18 protein-coding genes are annotated in these 14,911 nt (G+C 62.6%); all 18 read left to right on the forward strand.

Annotated elements, in window-relative coordinates; translation table 11 throughout:
* Nucleotides 1–6: 6 nt before the first annotated feature.
* The 18 genes from CUU80_RS02360 (at nucleotide 7) to CUU80_RS02445 (ending at nucleotide 14,889) form a co-directional block, all read left to right on the forward strand.
* Nucleotides 7–390 carry a hypothetical protein gene (locus tag CUU80_RS02360; protein WP_100495769.1) on the forward strand — a complete coding sequence of 128 codons (384 nt, stop codon included), beginning with the start codon at nucleotides 7–9 and terminating at the stop codon, nucleotides 388–390.
* Nucleotides 390–2,186, forward strand: a complete 1,797-nt coding sequence (locus CUU80_RS02365) for a terminase (protein WP_100495770.1) — start codon at nucleotides 390–392, stop codon at nucleotides 2,184–2,186. The genes CUU80_RS02360 and CUU80_RS02365 overlap by 1 nt, the downstream gene beginning before the upstream one ends.
* A complete protein-coding gene (locus CUU80_RS02370) occupies nucleotides 2,180–3,580 on the forward strand; it encodes a phage portal protein (protein WP_243388599.1) in 1,401 nt (466 codons plus the stop codon). The genes CUU80_RS02365 and CUU80_RS02370 overlap by 7 nt, the downstream gene beginning before the upstream one ends.
* Nucleotides 3,564–4,856, forward strand: coding sequence for a VG15 protein (locus tag CUU80_RS02375; protein WP_100495771.1), 1,293 nt, complete (start codon nucleotides 3,564–3,566; stop codon nucleotides 4,854–4,856). The genes CUU80_RS02370 and CUU80_RS02375 overlap by 17 nt, the downstream gene beginning before the upstream one ends.
* A complete protein-coding gene (locus CUU80_RS02380) occupies nucleotides 4,843–5,106 on the forward strand; it encodes a hypothetical protein (protein ID WP_133119389.1) in 264 nt (87 codons plus the stop codon). Before CUU80_RS02375 ends, CUU80_RS02380 begins: the two co-directional genes overlap by 14 nt.
* An 82-nt stretch (nucleotides 5,107–5,188) precedes the next feature.
* Nucleotides 5,189–5,731 (forward strand): hypothetical protein, encoded by a 543-nt coding sequence (locus tag CUU80_RS02385; RefSeq protein WP_100495773.1) that lies wholly within the window; start codon nucleotides 5,189–5,191, stop codon nucleotides 5,729–5,731.
* A 10-nt stretch (nucleotides 5,732–5,741) separates the two neighbouring features.
* On the forward strand, nucleotides 5,742–6,689 hold the full coding sequence (locus CUU80_RS02390; protein ID WP_100495774.1) for a phage major capsid protein: 948 nt from the start codon (nucleotides 5,742–5,744) through the stop codon (nucleotides 6,687–6,689).
* The gene (locus CUU80_RS02395; protein WP_100495775.1) at nucleotides 6,689–7,171 is read left to right on the forward strand and encodes a head fiber protein; all 483 of its coding nucleotides are present in this window, start codon (nucleotides 6,689–6,691) and stop codon (nucleotides 7,169–7,171) included. The genes CUU80_RS02390 and CUU80_RS02395 overlap by 1 nt, the downstream gene beginning before the upstream one ends.
* 10 nt (nucleotides 7,172–7,181) lie before the next feature.
* The gene (locus tag CUU80_RS02400; RefSeq protein WP_100495776.1) at nucleotides 7,182–7,679 is read left to right on the forward strand and encodes a hypothetical protein; all 498 of its coding nucleotides are present in this window, start codon (nucleotides 7,182–7,184) and stop codon (nucleotides 7,677–7,679) included.
* Nucleotides 7,676–8,092: a DUF6093 family protein gene (locus CUU80_RS02405; RefSeq protein ID WP_100495777.1), complete on the forward strand. Its 417-nt coding sequence runs from the start codon at nucleotides 7,676–7,678 to the stop codon at nucleotides 8,090–8,092. The genes CUU80_RS02400 and CUU80_RS02405 overlap by 4 nt, the downstream gene beginning before the upstream one ends.
* A gap of 1 nt (nucleotide 8,093) precedes the next feature.
* The gene (locus tag CUU80_RS02410) at nucleotides 8,094–8,483 is read left to right on the forward strand and encodes a hypothetical protein (protein ID WP_100495778.1); all 390 of its coding nucleotides are present in this window, start codon (nucleotides 8,094–8,096) and stop codon (nucleotides 8,481–8,483) included.
* Nucleotides 8,480–8,884, forward strand: coding sequence for a hypothetical protein (locus CUU80_RS02415; RefSeq protein WP_100495779.1), 405 nt, complete (start codon nucleotides 8,480–8,482; stop codon nucleotides 8,882–8,884). Before CUU80_RS02410 ends, CUU80_RS02415 begins: the two co-directional genes overlap by 4 nt.
* Nucleotides 8,881–9,060 (forward strand): hypothetical protein, encoded by a 180-nt coding sequence (locus CUU80_RS02420; protein ID WP_100495780.1) that lies wholly within the window; start codon nucleotides 8,881–8,883, stop codon nucleotides 9,058–9,060. The genes CUU80_RS02415 and CUU80_RS02420 overlap by 4 nt, the downstream gene beginning before the upstream one ends.
* Before the next feature lie 12 nt (nucleotides 9,061–9,072).
* A complete protein-coding gene (locus CUU80_RS02425; protein WP_207760065.1) occupies nucleotides 9,073–9,612 on the forward strand; it encodes a phage tail tube protein in 540 nt (179 codons plus the stop codon).
* 123 nt (nucleotides 9,613–9,735) lie between these two features.
* On the forward strand, nucleotides 9,736–10,272 hold the full coding sequence (locus CUU80_RS02430) for a hypothetical protein (RefSeq protein ID WP_100495781.1): 537 nt from the start codon (nucleotides 9,736–9,738) through the stop codon (nucleotides 10,270–10,272).
* Between the two features lie 134 nt (nucleotides 10,273–10,406).
* Nucleotides 10,407–10,634: a hypothetical protein gene (locus CUU80_RS02435; protein WP_100495782.1), complete on the forward strand. Its 228-nt coding sequence runs from the start codon at nucleotides 10,407–10,409 to the stop codon at nucleotides 10,632–10,634.
* A gap of 26 nt (nucleotides 10,635–10,660) precedes the next feature.
* Nucleotides 10,661–13,930 carry a phage tail tape measure protein gene (locus CUU80_RS02440; protein ID WP_100495783.1) on the forward strand — a complete coding sequence of 1,090 codons (3,270 nt, stop codon included), beginning with the start codon at nucleotides 10,661–10,663 and terminating at the stop codon, nucleotides 13,928–13,930.
* Nucleotides 13,930–14,889, forward strand: a complete 960-nt coding sequence (locus tag CUU80_RS02445; protein ID WP_100495784.1) for a hypothetical protein — start codon at nucleotides 13,930–13,932, stop codon at nucleotides 14,887–14,889. Before CUU80_RS02440 ends, CUU80_RS02445 begins: the two co-directional genes overlap by 1 nt.
* Nucleotides 14,890–14,911 lie beyond the last annotated feature (22 nt).

The raw sequence follows: 14,911 nt of genomic DNA on the forward strand, positions 1-14,911 counted from the left end.
CACCACATGACGAAAACCTCCACCCCACGCATGCCCAACGGCCTCATACGAGAAGGCAAAGGCCAAAAGCTCTGGCGCGAACTCACCGCCAAATGGGAATTCACCGAATCCGAATACAAACTTCTCGAAGTCGCCTGCTACACCGCCGACCGCATCACCCGCGAACGCCGAGCCATAGGCGACCAACTCACCGTCAAGGGAAGCCAAGGCCAACTCGTAGCCCACCCGCTGCTCGCACAACTCCGGGCCGACGAGGAACACCTCGCCAAACTCCTCGCCAGAATCGACATGCCCGAACCCGAACAGAACACAAAAACGGACTCCGGCGAACGCTCCGCACAAATGCGCGCCATCGTGCAAAGCCGATGGGGAAAGGCCTACGGAAGCTGATGGCACGGCTGCGCACCACACCAACCGCAGCCCTCATCCCCTCACGCCACACCGAATACCAGGAGATCATCGACTGGTACCGACATGCGCTCGCCTCGGAGCCGGCGCGTGAATGGAACATGCGGCCCACGCTCATCGGCCCGACATGGAAGCGTGGCAAGCATGGCTGGCTACTGCCGGAGCATACGCTGGGCTGGAACTTCCTCGCATGGAGCGGCTACTGGCTGCGCGACTCGAAACGACGCCTGCCATGGAAGTGGACGCTCGAGCAGGCGCGCTTCTGGCTATGGTTCTACGCGCTCGACGAGCACGGCACTCCCCTGCACGACAACGCCGTGCTGCAGCGGCTCAAGGGCTGGGGCAAGGATCCTATGGCGGCCGGTGGCGCCGTCGCATCCTGTTTCGCCGATCTCACGTTCGACCATTGGGACGCGAACGGCGATCCGGTGGGCCGCGAGGAGCCGAACGCGTGGGTGCAGGTGTGCGCCGTCAGCCAGGAACAGACCAAGAACACGATGAAGCTGCTGCCCGGATTGATACCCGCCGAAACCAGACGGTATTACGGTATCCAGTTGGGCAAGCTGAACATGTACGCGTTGGGAGATTCGCGGCAGATCGAGGCGGTCACGTCGTCGCCGCTCGCGTTGGAGGGCGGTCGTCCCACGTTTCTGATCCGCAACGAGACGCAGAACTGGAATTCCAGCAACGGCGGCCATGACATGGATGGCGTCCTGTCGGGCAACGCCGCGAAGTCCGAAGACACGGTGAACGTGAAGATGCTCGACATCTGCAACGCGTACCGAGACGGCGAGGATTCCGTGGCGCAGCGCGTGCGCGAGGCATGGGAGGGCACCCAGGGCGACCCGAACTCCGAGGACAAGGGGCTTCGCCCCAAATACATGGATTTCGGTCTCCTGTATGACAGCATCGAGGCCGCCCCGGATACTCCCATGACCGAGGAGAGCATTCCGAAGGTCGTGGAGGACGTGCGCGGGGACTCCACATGGCTGTCCACCGCGAAGATCGTCAAGGAGATCATCAACCCGAAGAACCCCGTCTCGGAGTCCCGGCGCAAATGGTTCAACCAGTGCGAGGCCCCCGAGGACGCCTACGTGACCAGTCAGGAATGGGATTCGAACGAGCATCCCGAACTCCGCTTGGAGCCGGGCGAACGGATCGTCATGTTCCTCGACTGCTCGCTCACCGACGACGCCACCGCGTTGGTCGCATGCCGCATCTCGGACGGTTTCGTCAAACCGTTGGGCATGTGGCAGAAGCCGCCCGGCCCCCGCGGCAGGGATTGGAGAGTGCCGCGCGAAAGCGTCGACGACACGGTGCGCGCGGCCATGACCCGGTATCAGGTGGAGGCGTTCTGGGGCGACCCGAGCCATGTTCTGGACGATGAGACCGGATTGCATTACTGGGATCCGCTGTTCGACGCATGGCACCGCGACTATGGGCGTCGGCTGAAACTGTGGGCCCGCCCCGAGGGGCGCGACCGGCACGCCATCATGTTCGACATGGTACGGCTCGACGTGCAGAAACGGTTCGTGGAATACGTCGATCAGGCGTATACGGCCATCTGCGACAGGGATTTCCCCCACGACGGCGACGCCCGTCTGCGCGCGCACATGCTCAACGCGAGGCGTCAGCCGACGCGTGCGGGCATGAGCATCGCCAAGGAGGGGCGTGAATCGCGTCGCAAGATCGATCTCGCGTTCTGCGCGATAGCCGCGCGCGGCATGCGCCGTGAGTATCTGAACAATCGCAAGAGAGGAGGAGGCCAGGTATGGTGACCACCGAATATACAAGCGAGGCGGAGGCCGAACAGGCGTTGCGAGGCCTCCTGCTGCCGGCATGGGGCATGGAGTTGGAACGGTTGAACCGCATCGACCGTTGGTGGCGGTGGAATCCGAAGCCGGTCAGGTTGAAGCAGGCCACGTTGGAGCATCGCATGCTGCGCGATCTGGGAGTGACCCCGTGGCTGAGACTCGTGGTCACCACCATCAGCCAGACCCTCTACTTGGAGGGCGTGGACATTCCCGGCAAGCCGGATACGGAGTCGGCGCGCGTCTTCTGGCATCCGTGGGTCGCCAACCGCATGGGCCGCAGACAGGTGGCGTTGCACAAGGCCGCGATAGCCTACGGCACCGCCTACGCGGCGGTCAGGGCGGACGCATCCGCGGACGGCGGCGTGAACGCGGTCATCGAATGCTATTCGCCGCGTGAGAGCATCGCCGTCTACGATGACGCGGCGCGCGACACGTTCCCCCAGTCGTTCATGCGTGTCAGGCGTATCAGTCCGCAGGTCGAATCCTACGAATTGTGGGACAAGTGGAACATCTGGCAGTGGACACGTGAGAACGGCTCCTACACGCTGGTCTCCTGCATCCCGCATCTGGCGGTCGACGCGTACGGCAGTCCGGTGTGCCCGGTGGTGCGGTATACGAACGATCTGGATCTGCAGGGCAGGGCTCCCGGCGAGGTGGAGCCGTATATTCCGTTGGCGGGCAGGTTGAACAAGGACAATTACGATCGTCTGCTCGCCCAGCATTACAACAGTTGGAAGGTGCGCACCGTCACCGGTCTGGACATGACAGCGTTGAACGATCAGCAGCGCGGCGAGAAGAAGCTGCAGCTGAGACAGGACGATCTATTGGCAGGCGGAGAGGGCGTGCAGTTCGGCACCCTGCCCGAAACCACGCTGTCGAGCCTCATCGAGGCGAAACAGGCGGACGTGGAGGAGCTGGCCGCGGTGTCGCAGACTCCGACCACCGCGTTCGGCAAGATGGTCAACGTGGGCGACGCCGGCATAGCGGAGAGCCGCGCGGGCTTCTATGCGAAACGCGACGAACGGCAGAAGTCGTTCGGCGTGAGCCACATGGACGTGCTGCGTCTGTGCGCCGGCATCGAGGGACGCATGGACGACGCCCGCAATTTCGACTTGACCCCCATCTGGGAGGATACGGACGTGCGCACCATCAACCAGGCGGTGGACGCGCTCGGCAAGGCCGCGCAGATGCTCGGAGTGCCGAAACAGGAGCTGTGGGACATGATTCCGGGCGTCTCCAAGTCCCGCGCGGATTCATGGCGTGAATACGCCGACGCGCACCCCGACGCGGACACACTCGCCGTGCAGGCGTATCAGGCGCAGTTGAACCCGGTGGTTGACGATGGCGCTGACAGGTGAGGGGGCCGTCCTGACGGACAAGCACCGACGGGATCAGGTGCGGCTGGCCATCACCGCCGACAGTCAGGCAAGAAGGCTCTGGGACTCCACGTTGGACTTGGACGATCTGAAGGGCTCGCAGCCGATATGGAAGAACGCGATACTGAACCTGCTGCAGACATGGTGGCAGGTGAGCGCCGAAACCGCCGCCGACTACCTGCCTCGGTTCCGCGAGGCCGAGACCGGCGACGGCTCGTTCGAAACCGCCGTGCCAAGGTTCGACCGCAAACGGATGGCCGGTCAGGTCGATTGGCTCGGAGCCACGAACGTGCTCTGGCACATCGCACGCGGGGAGACGCAGGAGGCCGCGTATGCGGCAGCCCGCAGCCTGTTCCTCGGCGTGTTCCACGAGGCGGTGCTCACCGGCGGCCGCACCACGATAGAGCATTGGGCGAAAAAAGACACCCGGGCCATCGGCTGGCGCAGGGTCTCCGACGGCGACCCGTGCGCGTTCTGCGCGATGCTCGTCACCCGCGGCCCCGTGTACACGAGCGCCGAAAAAGCCGGCTTGAGCGCCAAGACCGGCAAGAAATACCATCCGCACTGCGGCTGCACCGTCGAGGTCGTCTACGGTGACTGGAATCCCACCGAGCAGGAGAGGCAGTGGATCGACGAATACTATCGCGCGGCCGAAAGCCTGCCCGACCGCACTCCGCGCACCGCCGAAACCGTGTTGCCTCTCATGCGCCGCAACGGCTCGTTCCGAGACTCACGACAGCGCAGAAGCACTCCGGAATATCTCAGGCGGCGACGGCAGGCCGTTTTCGATAAGAGGATTGCGGGGCTGCTCTCCGAAGTCAAACCGGCAGGGCAAAGCCCAGGCATGTGGGCGAATAACGTTCAGCCGCCAAACGAAAAGGTCGTTAATCACATCCTGTACGGGGAAGGCGACGGGAAGCGGGGAGGCCATCTGTATGGTTCGAATATATTAGGCAAGACCGAGTTCCCGCAAGGATGGGACAGGGACAGGATTCTTGACGCGATTCGGCAGGTCATGGAATCCCCGCAATGGGAGAGGCACCCCGACAATGATCGAGCTTTGCACAGGTTCGGTGGAACCGTTGACGGAGTCCAGATTGAAGTCAAGGCGTACCTCGTGAATGGTCAATACATCATCGACAGGGCGATGCCAATCGGCGGCGCCGGTGTGACTCGCAATATTCCAACGGGTAAAATCGCAGTCAAAAGGAGTAAGGCAAAACAATGGAGGGAATCCGATCGTCATGACAATGGATGAACTGATTTCTCTCGCCGAACAATGCCTCGAAATCGTTAAAGGCCTCGATGAGATTACCGAGGAAGACGCCCGTGACATGATTCTTTCCGGAGAACCTGATCTGGCGATCGCTGATGCCCTGGACATTGCATATTCTCATCCTGAACTATACGCAAAATTCCCGGACGGAGTATATGAGCTTGCGAAAGATCCGGATTACATGGCAATCCATGTGTATCTTGATCTTCTGAAAACCCACCGGAAGAGGTAAGCAAAACTTTTAGTCACCTAACCCGTCATGAAGCCCATGGCGGGTTTTCTTATGCCCGCAGGACGGGCGGAAAGGAACCATCATGGCCGATGACACCAACGAGCAGGACAACGCCCCAGAGCCTCCGGACGGGCAGCAGACCGCCGACCTCGGGCAGAAGCCGCCGTGGGAGCGAGACGGGGAGGAGTTCAGCCCCGAGAAGGCATGGAGCCTCATCCAGCATCTGCGTGAGGACAATTCGAAGCTCAGGACCGCCAGCGAGGCCAGCAGCGCCAAACTGCGCGAGATCGAGGACGCGAAACTCACGGAGCAGGAGAAGCTGCAACGCGACCTTAAGGAGGCGCACGAACAGCTCGCCCAAGTCAACATGGCGAAGGCGTGGGCCGAGGCCCGCGCCAAGCACCCGTCCTTGACGGAACAGGATTTCGACCTCATCGGCGGCGGCAGCCCCGAAGAGGTCATGGCCAAGGCCGCGAAGCTCGCGGCACGCATCGACGCACAGGCTGCGAAGAACGCGGACCAGAACAACATCAACCCGATTTTGCGCGCGCAACCCACCGGCGGCAGCGATCCCACCGGAGGAGAGAAGACCGACTGGGCGCGACGCGTGCTGACCGACAAGTAAGGAGCCGACAATGGCAGACAACTTCACCAACACCATCGGCCGCGCCGATCTCGGCGCGAGCCTCATCCCCGACGAAGTCTCCCAGGAGATCATCCAGACCATGCCGGAATCCAGCGTGATCCTCACACGCGCCCGCCGCGTGCCGATGAGCTCCGCGAAGAAGACCCAGCCCGTGCTCGCGGCGCTGCCGGAGGCCTACTGGGTCTCCGAGGGCGCACTCAAGCAGACCACGAAGACCGGTTGGGAGGACGTGCAGATCACGGCCGAGGAGCTCGCCGTGATCGTCCCGATCCCGGATTCCGTCGTGGACGACGCGAAGATCAACCTGTGGGACGCCATCAAGCCGCTCATCGCGGAGGCGTTCGGCAAGAAGCTCGACGCGGCCGCGATCTTCGGCGTTGACAAGCCTGCCGGATGGAACGTCACCGACATCCTCGCCGCCGCCACGGCGGCAGGCACGAACGTCACGCAGGGCACCGGCGCCGATCTGGCGCAGGACGTCGCCAAGCTCGGACAGAAGCTCAGCGAGAAGGGATTCGCGGTCAACGGCTTCGCCAGCCAGCCGGGCCTGAACTGGCAGCTCACCGGCCTGCGCGACGCGAACGGCCAGCCGATCTACACGCCGAACCTGACGCAGGGAGCCCCGGCCAGCCTGTACGGCTATCCGCTCAACGAGGTCAGGAACGGCGCGTGGGACTCCACGAAGGCCGTGCTGCTCGCCGCCGACTGGACCAAGTTCGTCGTCGGCATCCGTCAGGACATCACCTACCAGGTGTTCGATCAGGGCGTGATCTCCAACGCGGACGGACAGGTCGTGTACAACCTCATGCAGCAGGATTCCAAGGCGCTGCGCGTGGTCATGCGCGTCGGCTTCCAGGTCGCCAACCCCATGACCCGCGTCGCCGCCAAGGGCACCCAGTACCCGGCCGGCTTCATCATCCCGAAGGCGGGCAAGTGATGGCCAAGCAGATACGATTCGTCTCCCAACCAGCCATCGTTGACGGTCAGGACGTGGCCGAAATCGCCGCGTTCGACGCCGATGATAATCCAGTCGATGTCGGTGGCGGCTCCAAGGCTCCCGATGCGGGCAGCGTCACGCCGGCCTCGCTCTCCGGCTATGACCCCGGAACCGGCCATTCCAAGATGGTCAAGGTGAAGGCGGACGGCTCCGGCTTCGACTTCGTGGATGATTCCACGACCCCGCCGGCCGGATCGGTGACGAACGCGATGCTGGCCGGCGGCATCACCAAGGACAAGCTGGCCGCCGGCGTGATTCCGGCCGCATACACGCTGCCCGCCGCTTCCTCCGCCGCGCTGGGCGGTGTGAAGAAAGGCGCGGCCGTGCCGAATCTGGCAGCCGACGCGGACGCGACCGCGATCGCGGCGACGGTGAACAGCCTGCTCGTCCAGCTGCGCGCCGCAGGCGTCATCACCGCATAAGGAGAGTCATATGGGCAATCCGCTGCCGACGTTTGCGACGAAGGACGATCTGGCCGAATGGCTCGGAGACTCCATCACGGAAGACGCTGACGTGAAACGTGCGGAACGTTGCCTGCGCGCCGCGTCCAACCGAATCCGCAGGTACACGAAACGCATCTGGGTCGATGACGCCGGCCAGCTCATCGACCCGCTGCCCGAGGATCTGCAGGATGTCTGTCTCGCGTGTGCCGGCCGGTTCTACACGAATCCGGAAGGCGAGACCCAATGGTCACGCCAGATCGACGACGCCATGGACGGCGGCAGCAGAAAGGTCGATGAAGCCGGCATCTATCTGACCGCCAGCGAGATGCAGACGTTGGACGACCTCGTGGCCGACCAATCCCCGCTCGTCGGAGGCTTGGGGGTCATCGGCGTCACACGCAACGAGCTGCCGAGCCGCGACATGAGCCCCTGCTGGTTCGAGGATGACAACGATCCGGTCGCCCTGAATGTGAGACTGAGCCGATGAGCATCCCGCGATTCAAGCCAGCCAGCCTGAAACAGCTGCGCTCCTATGCCAACAGCCTCATGACCGATGAATGCCGGATAGTGCGCAAAGGCGAACCGCACACCGACGCCGATGGCGTGGTCTCCATCCCGGAGACCACGGTCTACGAGGGGCGATGCAAGCTCCAGACGGCCGGAGGCGTCGCATCCGAGAACACGGAGGGCGGCATCGCCCAGGCGATGAACGCCGTCATACCGCAGTGGAGTCTCTACCTGCATCTCCCTTACGGCACGGCCGGCGTCCAATCCGGCGACATCGCGGTAATCAGCGGAGCCGGTGACGGGAATCTCACCGGCCGGCGGCTGCGGCTGGTGAATCTCCAATCGGAGAAAACTCATGCCACGGCCCAACGCTGGAACGTGAAGGAGACATGACATGCCGGACGGAATCAGATTCGATGTGAGCGACGTGCTGCGCGAGGCCGCCGACCTCAAAGCCGCACGTATCCGGGCCATGCCCCTGTTGAAGGCGACCCTGTCCAAAGCGTCGTTGAACATCAAGAACACCATCAACGACGATCTGGGCAAATCCCGTGACGGGGGCTTCCGGAAAATCCGCGTCAGCTACGACATCACCACCACACCCACCGGCCTGCAATCGGAGATAGGCCCCCGCAAGGGCGGTTCGAACGATCTGGCCAACATCGCGTTCTTCGGGACCGCGCGCGGCGGCGGCACCCACCCGTTCTACGAATGGATGGACCCCGAAGCCGAACGCCTCGAACAATACGCGACGCAGGCCGCATGGAAGGCGGTGATGGGATGAGCACCATCAACGATCTCGCGAAAGCGTTAAGGGAATCGATACCCGGCCAGCCGAGCTTCGCCCGCTACGACGGAATCGAACCGCCGGCGAACGCGAAGCCGCCGTGGATCATCACCAGTGTGACCGGTCGGGGGTTGGAGGAGAGCGAACCGCATCGTCTGACGGCCATGCAGTCGAAGCTCACCGCACGCATCGTCGGATTGACCGAGGATCAGGTGAATTTCGCCGCGCATGTGATGCTCATGGGCATCATGACGGCGGAATGCGACGGCTTCGTCATCGGAGCCCCCGTCTTCTACTCGGATTCCGGAGCCTATGCGGCCGGAATGACCTCCAGCGATACCGCCAGACGGTATCCGGTGCGCGTCATCGAATGGCATGTCACCTGGAGCTGGAAGTGAGCCGGAACATCATCTACATCCGTGTCAGAGACACGCAGACCGGCCACCAGTTCGACGCCCTGTCTACCGACCCAAGGCTGAAAACCGGCATATTCATGCCGGTCAACAAGCCCATCTACCCGCCGTCCACTATCCCGAGACGGCCCAAACCCAAGAAATCCATGAAAGACCTTTAAGGAGAAACGATTATGGCAACACAAGGAACCCCGGTGCCGTCCACGCCGATCGACGGCAAGGTGAAGACCGTGTTCGTACCGGCATTGGCCAATCCGGCCGCGCCGACCGTCACCGAAATGACGGCGGACAGCGTCATCGACATCAGCTGCTACCTGACCGGCGACGGCTGGGCCCTGACCACAGGTCAGGACAGCATCGACGACGATCGTGAATGCTCCACGCAGACGTTCCAGCAGCCGGGACGCAAGACCACGGACAACACCACCGTCACCGTCATCGACAACACCAACACCGAAATCGAAGCGGATTCGAACAAGGCCGTGGAGGCCATGCAGGAAGGCGCTACCGGCTATTTCGTGCGCCGACGCGGCAAGGACTTCGACGTGGCGTTCGCCGCCGGCGACAAGGTCAGCGTCTTCCCGGTCAAGTTCGGTGAGAAGCAGCCGGTCGCCACCGAGGCCAACAGCGTGATCCGCTCCACCATCCCGTTCACCGTCACCGGCCCCTGGTACGTGGACAACGCCACCGTTGCGGCTGCCTCGAAAGGCTGACGGCTTCGACCGTGACGCCCCCGCACCCGCAGGCTGACAAAAACCTCCGTGCGGGGTCTTAGCCTTTCTTCCCCGCACGGATCCTCACAGCAAAGGCAACACGTAAAGCAAAGGAACGCTTTCATGGCCATCACCATCAAACGCGCGGAGAAAAGCATGGAGATCGTCACCGACCTGACCATGCTCGACCGACTCGACGAACTCAACGACATCATCCACGACAACACCGGAATGGAGAACGACCCGAAGAAAGTCAAGGCCCGCCGCGAAATCACCCGACTGCATGAATTGTTCGACGATGTGACGCTCGTCGCGAAATTTCGCGCCGTCACCGCCGCCGACTACGCGCTCGCCCTATCGGAATGCCGCGTGGAGCAATCCCCCGACCATCCGGAAGGCATCGACTGGTATCGGCTCACGCTCACGCTCGCACCGAAGTCCTGCATCGAAATCAAATGGAAGAACGGCAAGCCCGCCGACATGGCTCCCGACAGTCCGCAGGATTGGGCCGTGTTATGCGGCTCCATGAGCGACGGGCAGGTGGCGCGCATCCAATCGCTCATCACCGGGCTCGGCTCCCCGCAGGCGTCGGACCTCCCAAAAGCCGTGTTCGCGAATGCCTCGAAACCCGGCGAGACATCCGCACCGACCTCCGAATAGCACGCGAACTCGGCATCAGCTACAAACGGTTCTGCGGATGGCAACCCCGAATACAACTCCTGCCAAACGAAAACGGAGACGGCGGCTACACGCTGCAAGTCGAATCCGAATGGGATGAACTGCAACGCGAACTCATGCGCGAACTCGACGAATACGAGGAAACGCTCTGCCCACTGTGCGGGTTGCCCGAATCCTACTGCCATTCCGACGAACGCTGGCAGGACCTCACGGGAACGGTCGAATCATGCCGCGTCACCAAAATACGCGAGCAGACCATGAAACAGTTCGCCGACAAGGGCCGAGTGGACTACCCCGACGCGATGCTCGTACGCATCCAACCAAAGAAAACCGAAGAACAATAACGATAAGAGAGTGAGGCGCATGGATTATGGCCGACCGTTCGATAACGATGCGCCTCATCCTCGACACCAAAAGCTACGAAAGCTCCCTCAACAAAGCCAGCGACGCCACCGAAGGGTTCGCCGGCAAAACCAAAACCGCCGCCAACATCGCGGGAACCATCAGCAGCGGACTCATGAAAATCGGCGCCGCATCCGCAGCCATGGGCGTCACCGCCGTCAAAAGCTTCGCCGACTTCGACGAAGCCATGAGCTCGATACGAGCCAACACCGGAGCCAGCGGCCGCGAACTCCAGAACCTCTCCGACGCGGCGCTCGACGCAGGAGCCAAAACCGTCTACTCCGCCACCGACTCCGCCAACGCCATCAACGAGCTCGCCAAAGCCGGCATGAGCACCACCAACATCCTCAAAGGCGGACTCTCCGGCGCACTCGACCTCGCCGCATCCGACGGCATGGACGTCGCCGAAGCCGCCGAACTCATGGCATCCACCCTCAGCCAATTCAACCTCAAAGGCACCGACGCCGTCAAAGTCGCCGACGCGCTCGCCTCCGGAGCCGGCCACGCGCAGGGCTCAGCCCATGACCTCGGCTACGCGCTCTCCCAAGCCGGCATGGTCGCCCACTCCTACGGCATCAGCATGGAGGAGACCACCGGCGCGCTGTCCGCGTTCGCCAACGCCGGCATGATCGGCTCGGACGCGGGCACCAGCCTCAAAAGCATGCTCCTCGCACTGGCGAACCCCAGCAAGGAATCCGCCGCCATGATGGAGGAGCTGGGCATCCACGCGTACGACGCCAACGGCCAGTTCATCGGCCTCGCGAACCTCGCCGGAGTATTGAAGGACAAGCTCTCCGGCCTCACGCAGGAGCAACGCAACCAAGCGCTCGCCCAGATTTTCGGCTCCGACGCCACCCGTGCGGCGAACGTGTTGTACGCGGAAGGCCGCGACGGCATCGAGAAATGGACGAAGACCGTATCCGAAAGCGGATACGCGCAGGATGTGGCCGCGAAGAAGACCGATAACCTCAAAGGCGACATCGAACAATTGCAGGGCGCTTTGGAGACCCTGTTCATCAAAGGCGGCTCCGGCGCGAACGCGGGAATCCGCGACTTCGTGCAACAGCTGACCAAGCTCGTGGACTGGTTCGGCCAACTGGATTCCGGCACTCAGCGCAACATCGTGCAGATCGGTCTATGGGCTGGCGCGGCGGGCGTGGCGTTGAAAGCCGCGAGCAAACTGGCCACCGGACTGAAAACCGTGAAGACCGTTGCGTCCGCGATAGGCAGCGTATTCAACCGGATCACCGGTCTCAACAAATCGTTCGAACTCAACCAGACCGTTCAACAGCTCAACAAGGTCGAGACGAGCTCCAAGAAGACGAAGGAATCCGTCAAATCACTCGGCGACGAGATGGGCAAGGCCAAAGGCTCCGGCATGGCATCCGGCGCGTCCAAGGCCGCCGGGCAGGTGGAGAAGCTCGGAGAGAAATCAAAGAGCACCGGCAAGTCAGTCAAATCGCTCGGCGACGAGGTGGAGAAGCTCGGCGATGCGAAAACCTCGACGTTGCCGAACGCGTTCGACGGATTGGATCGGAGCGCGGCCAAGTCGAAGCGCACCGTCAAATCGGTCGGCGACGAGCTTGAGTCCCTTGGTTCGAAAGGCAGAAACGCTGACCTCGGCGGCGTGTTCGACGGGCTCGACGCTTCGGCCGCGAAAGCCGGCAAAAGCCTCGAAGCCGTTGGAGACAAGGCCCAGCAGGTCGGAACCAAGATGGGTGGTGCGGCGAAATCCGCATCCGGCATGTCCTCTGGGTTTGGCGGCATAGCCGCGTCCCTTGGCGTAACCGTCGGACTCGGAGCCGCCGCCGTCGCCATCGGAGCCGTCGCCAACCATATGCAGGAGGCCAGCGACCGTGCCAACGCCATGGCCGACGCCATGCAGAAAGGCAACGGGGCGGTCACCGAATTCATCCAATCCTCCGCCATGACCGGCGAGAACATCAACTGGGATTGGATTGACAGGCTCGCCACAGGATCGCAGAATTTCAGCGACATCCTATCCAAGGCGAATATCAGCCTCAGCCAGTTCTCCACGGCGACGCAGGGCAGCCAATCCAGTGTGGACGCCTACGCGCAATCCCTGTACAAGGCGTGGTCCACCGGCGAGCTGAGCACGACCCAATGGGCGGCCGCGGTGAACGTGCTGCAGGACATGGGCGAGGCGGCGCAGCAGGCCGCATGGCAGCAGAACCAGCTCGTGTCCAGCTCGCAGGGCCTGTCCACCGTGCAGCAGGGATTGAACACGAGCATCCAGAATCTGAACACGAGCATCCAAGCGAACGGATTGACCCTCGACGCGAGCACGACCGCCGGCCAGCAGAACACGTTGGCGTTGCAGCAGCTCGCCGATCAAGCGCTAGTCAGCGCCGAAGCCACACTCCAATACGGTCAGGCGAACGGCACCATGGCCCAATCCTCCCAAGATGCCCGCAATCAGATATACGAGGCCCGGCAGGCTCTCATCGACGCCGCCACCCAATGCGGCATGAGCAAGGAGCAGGCCGAACAATACGCCGATTCGTTGGGGCTCATCCCCTCCAAGGTGGGCACCGACATCAGCCAGAATTCGCAGCTGAACAGGCAGCAGGTCGAAGCCTATCTGAACACGTTGAATCTGACCCCGCAGACGAAGGACACGGTGATGAACGCATGGAAGGATGGGGCCATCCACAACATCGGAGACCTTCAGAACGCCATCCGCAACGTGCCTCAGGAGAAGACCACGGACTTCAAGGGAGTGGACAACGTCAGCCGTGTCGCATCGAACGTGACCAGCTGGATCGAGGGCGTTCCCGGCATGAAGCTGATCACATTCATCGGAAGGAAAATCGGCGAATGGGCGAACGGGGCGACCGGCGGCCTCTACGACGGCATGTCGTTCGGCAGCTATGCCAACGGCGATGTCGTCGGATTGCAGCCGGCCGCACCCGGCGTTGACGGGCTCCACTACCGCAACGGGAACCTGAACGCCGGCGAATATGTGATGCGTCGCAGGGCCACCGGCTATTACGGTGTGAACGCGATGCGCGCCATCAATCAGATGCGCGTGCCGCGAGAACTCCTCAACGGCGGGTTCCAACTGCCCGCGGGGATGAGCAAGCCCATCAGCAAGTCGAATTTCGGCAACACGTATGTGACGCAGAACATCAGCAATCCGATACGCCAACCATGGCCGTTGAAGACCAACGACAATCTGGACCGTATGGCGTCGGGAATCTCGCAGGAAGGTGACTGATGGAATCGATTACCCACTACATCAACGGGGTGAGAATCGACGAATCGTTCTGCAGCATCCAACAGGGGTCCACTCTGCTGGCCGCCATCAGCCCGAACCGCACAGTGACCACCGCTCCGGGACGCCATGGCAGCATCCCAACCGGGTTGCCGCCCGTGTTCCCGGAACGTACGGTGACGCTCAATTGCAAGACGTTCGGAAACAAATACCGTGCAGGTTTGGAGCGATTGGCGCGCATGTGCACCGCCCCTTCGGTCACATTGGGCCGCAGATTCGATGATGGCCCCATGCAGGAGACCGCTGCGGAACTCACCTCGTTCGCCGCCGATGACGACAGCCTACATCCGGGAATCAGCGTCTCGTTCACGGCCGTGTTCGCCATGCCTCAGGTATGGTGGCGCGACCCGCAGGCGTATGACAGGCCGTTGGCGTCGAACGCGACCGCGAGCCTGTGGCCGGCCGCCAGAACATGGACGCAGAAGTACTGGACACGCTGGAGCGGCGAAGCGAACAACTCGACGTCCCTGCTCGCGGATTTCGTGACCATGTGGATGGGCGAGGAAAACAACAGCACCTCATTGCTGATCCCGTTGGCGGACGGCGTCCCGGACGGCATGTTCGGCGACGCGCCCGTCACCGACCTGATTCTCCGCCTGCCGAAAGGCGTGACCAGCGCCACGGTCACCGACCCCGTGAGCAATACGGGCGTCATCTGGCAAGGCAACGCCAACGCGAACATGTTCACGTATGTGGATTGCGGCAACAGCCAGGCATGGCAATCCACCAACGACCACCAATGGACGAAATCGGGCTCGGACGTGACCGGCGGCTTGGATTATCCGGCCGGCGGCATGCTGCAATGCTGGCCCAGCCCGACGGACAACGGCTACCGGCTGGCCACGAAGCTCACCGGTTCCGCGGATCCGTTGCTCGCGCACGTGCGCCGCGCATGGTGGTGACGTTTCTCCCTGTTTCTCCCTT

This window comes from Bifidobacterium scaligerum (assembly GCF_002802865.1).
Taxonomy (GTDB): Bacteria; Actinomycetota; Actinomycetes; order Actinomycetales; family Bifidobacteriaceae; genus Bifidobacterium; species Bifidobacterium scaligerum.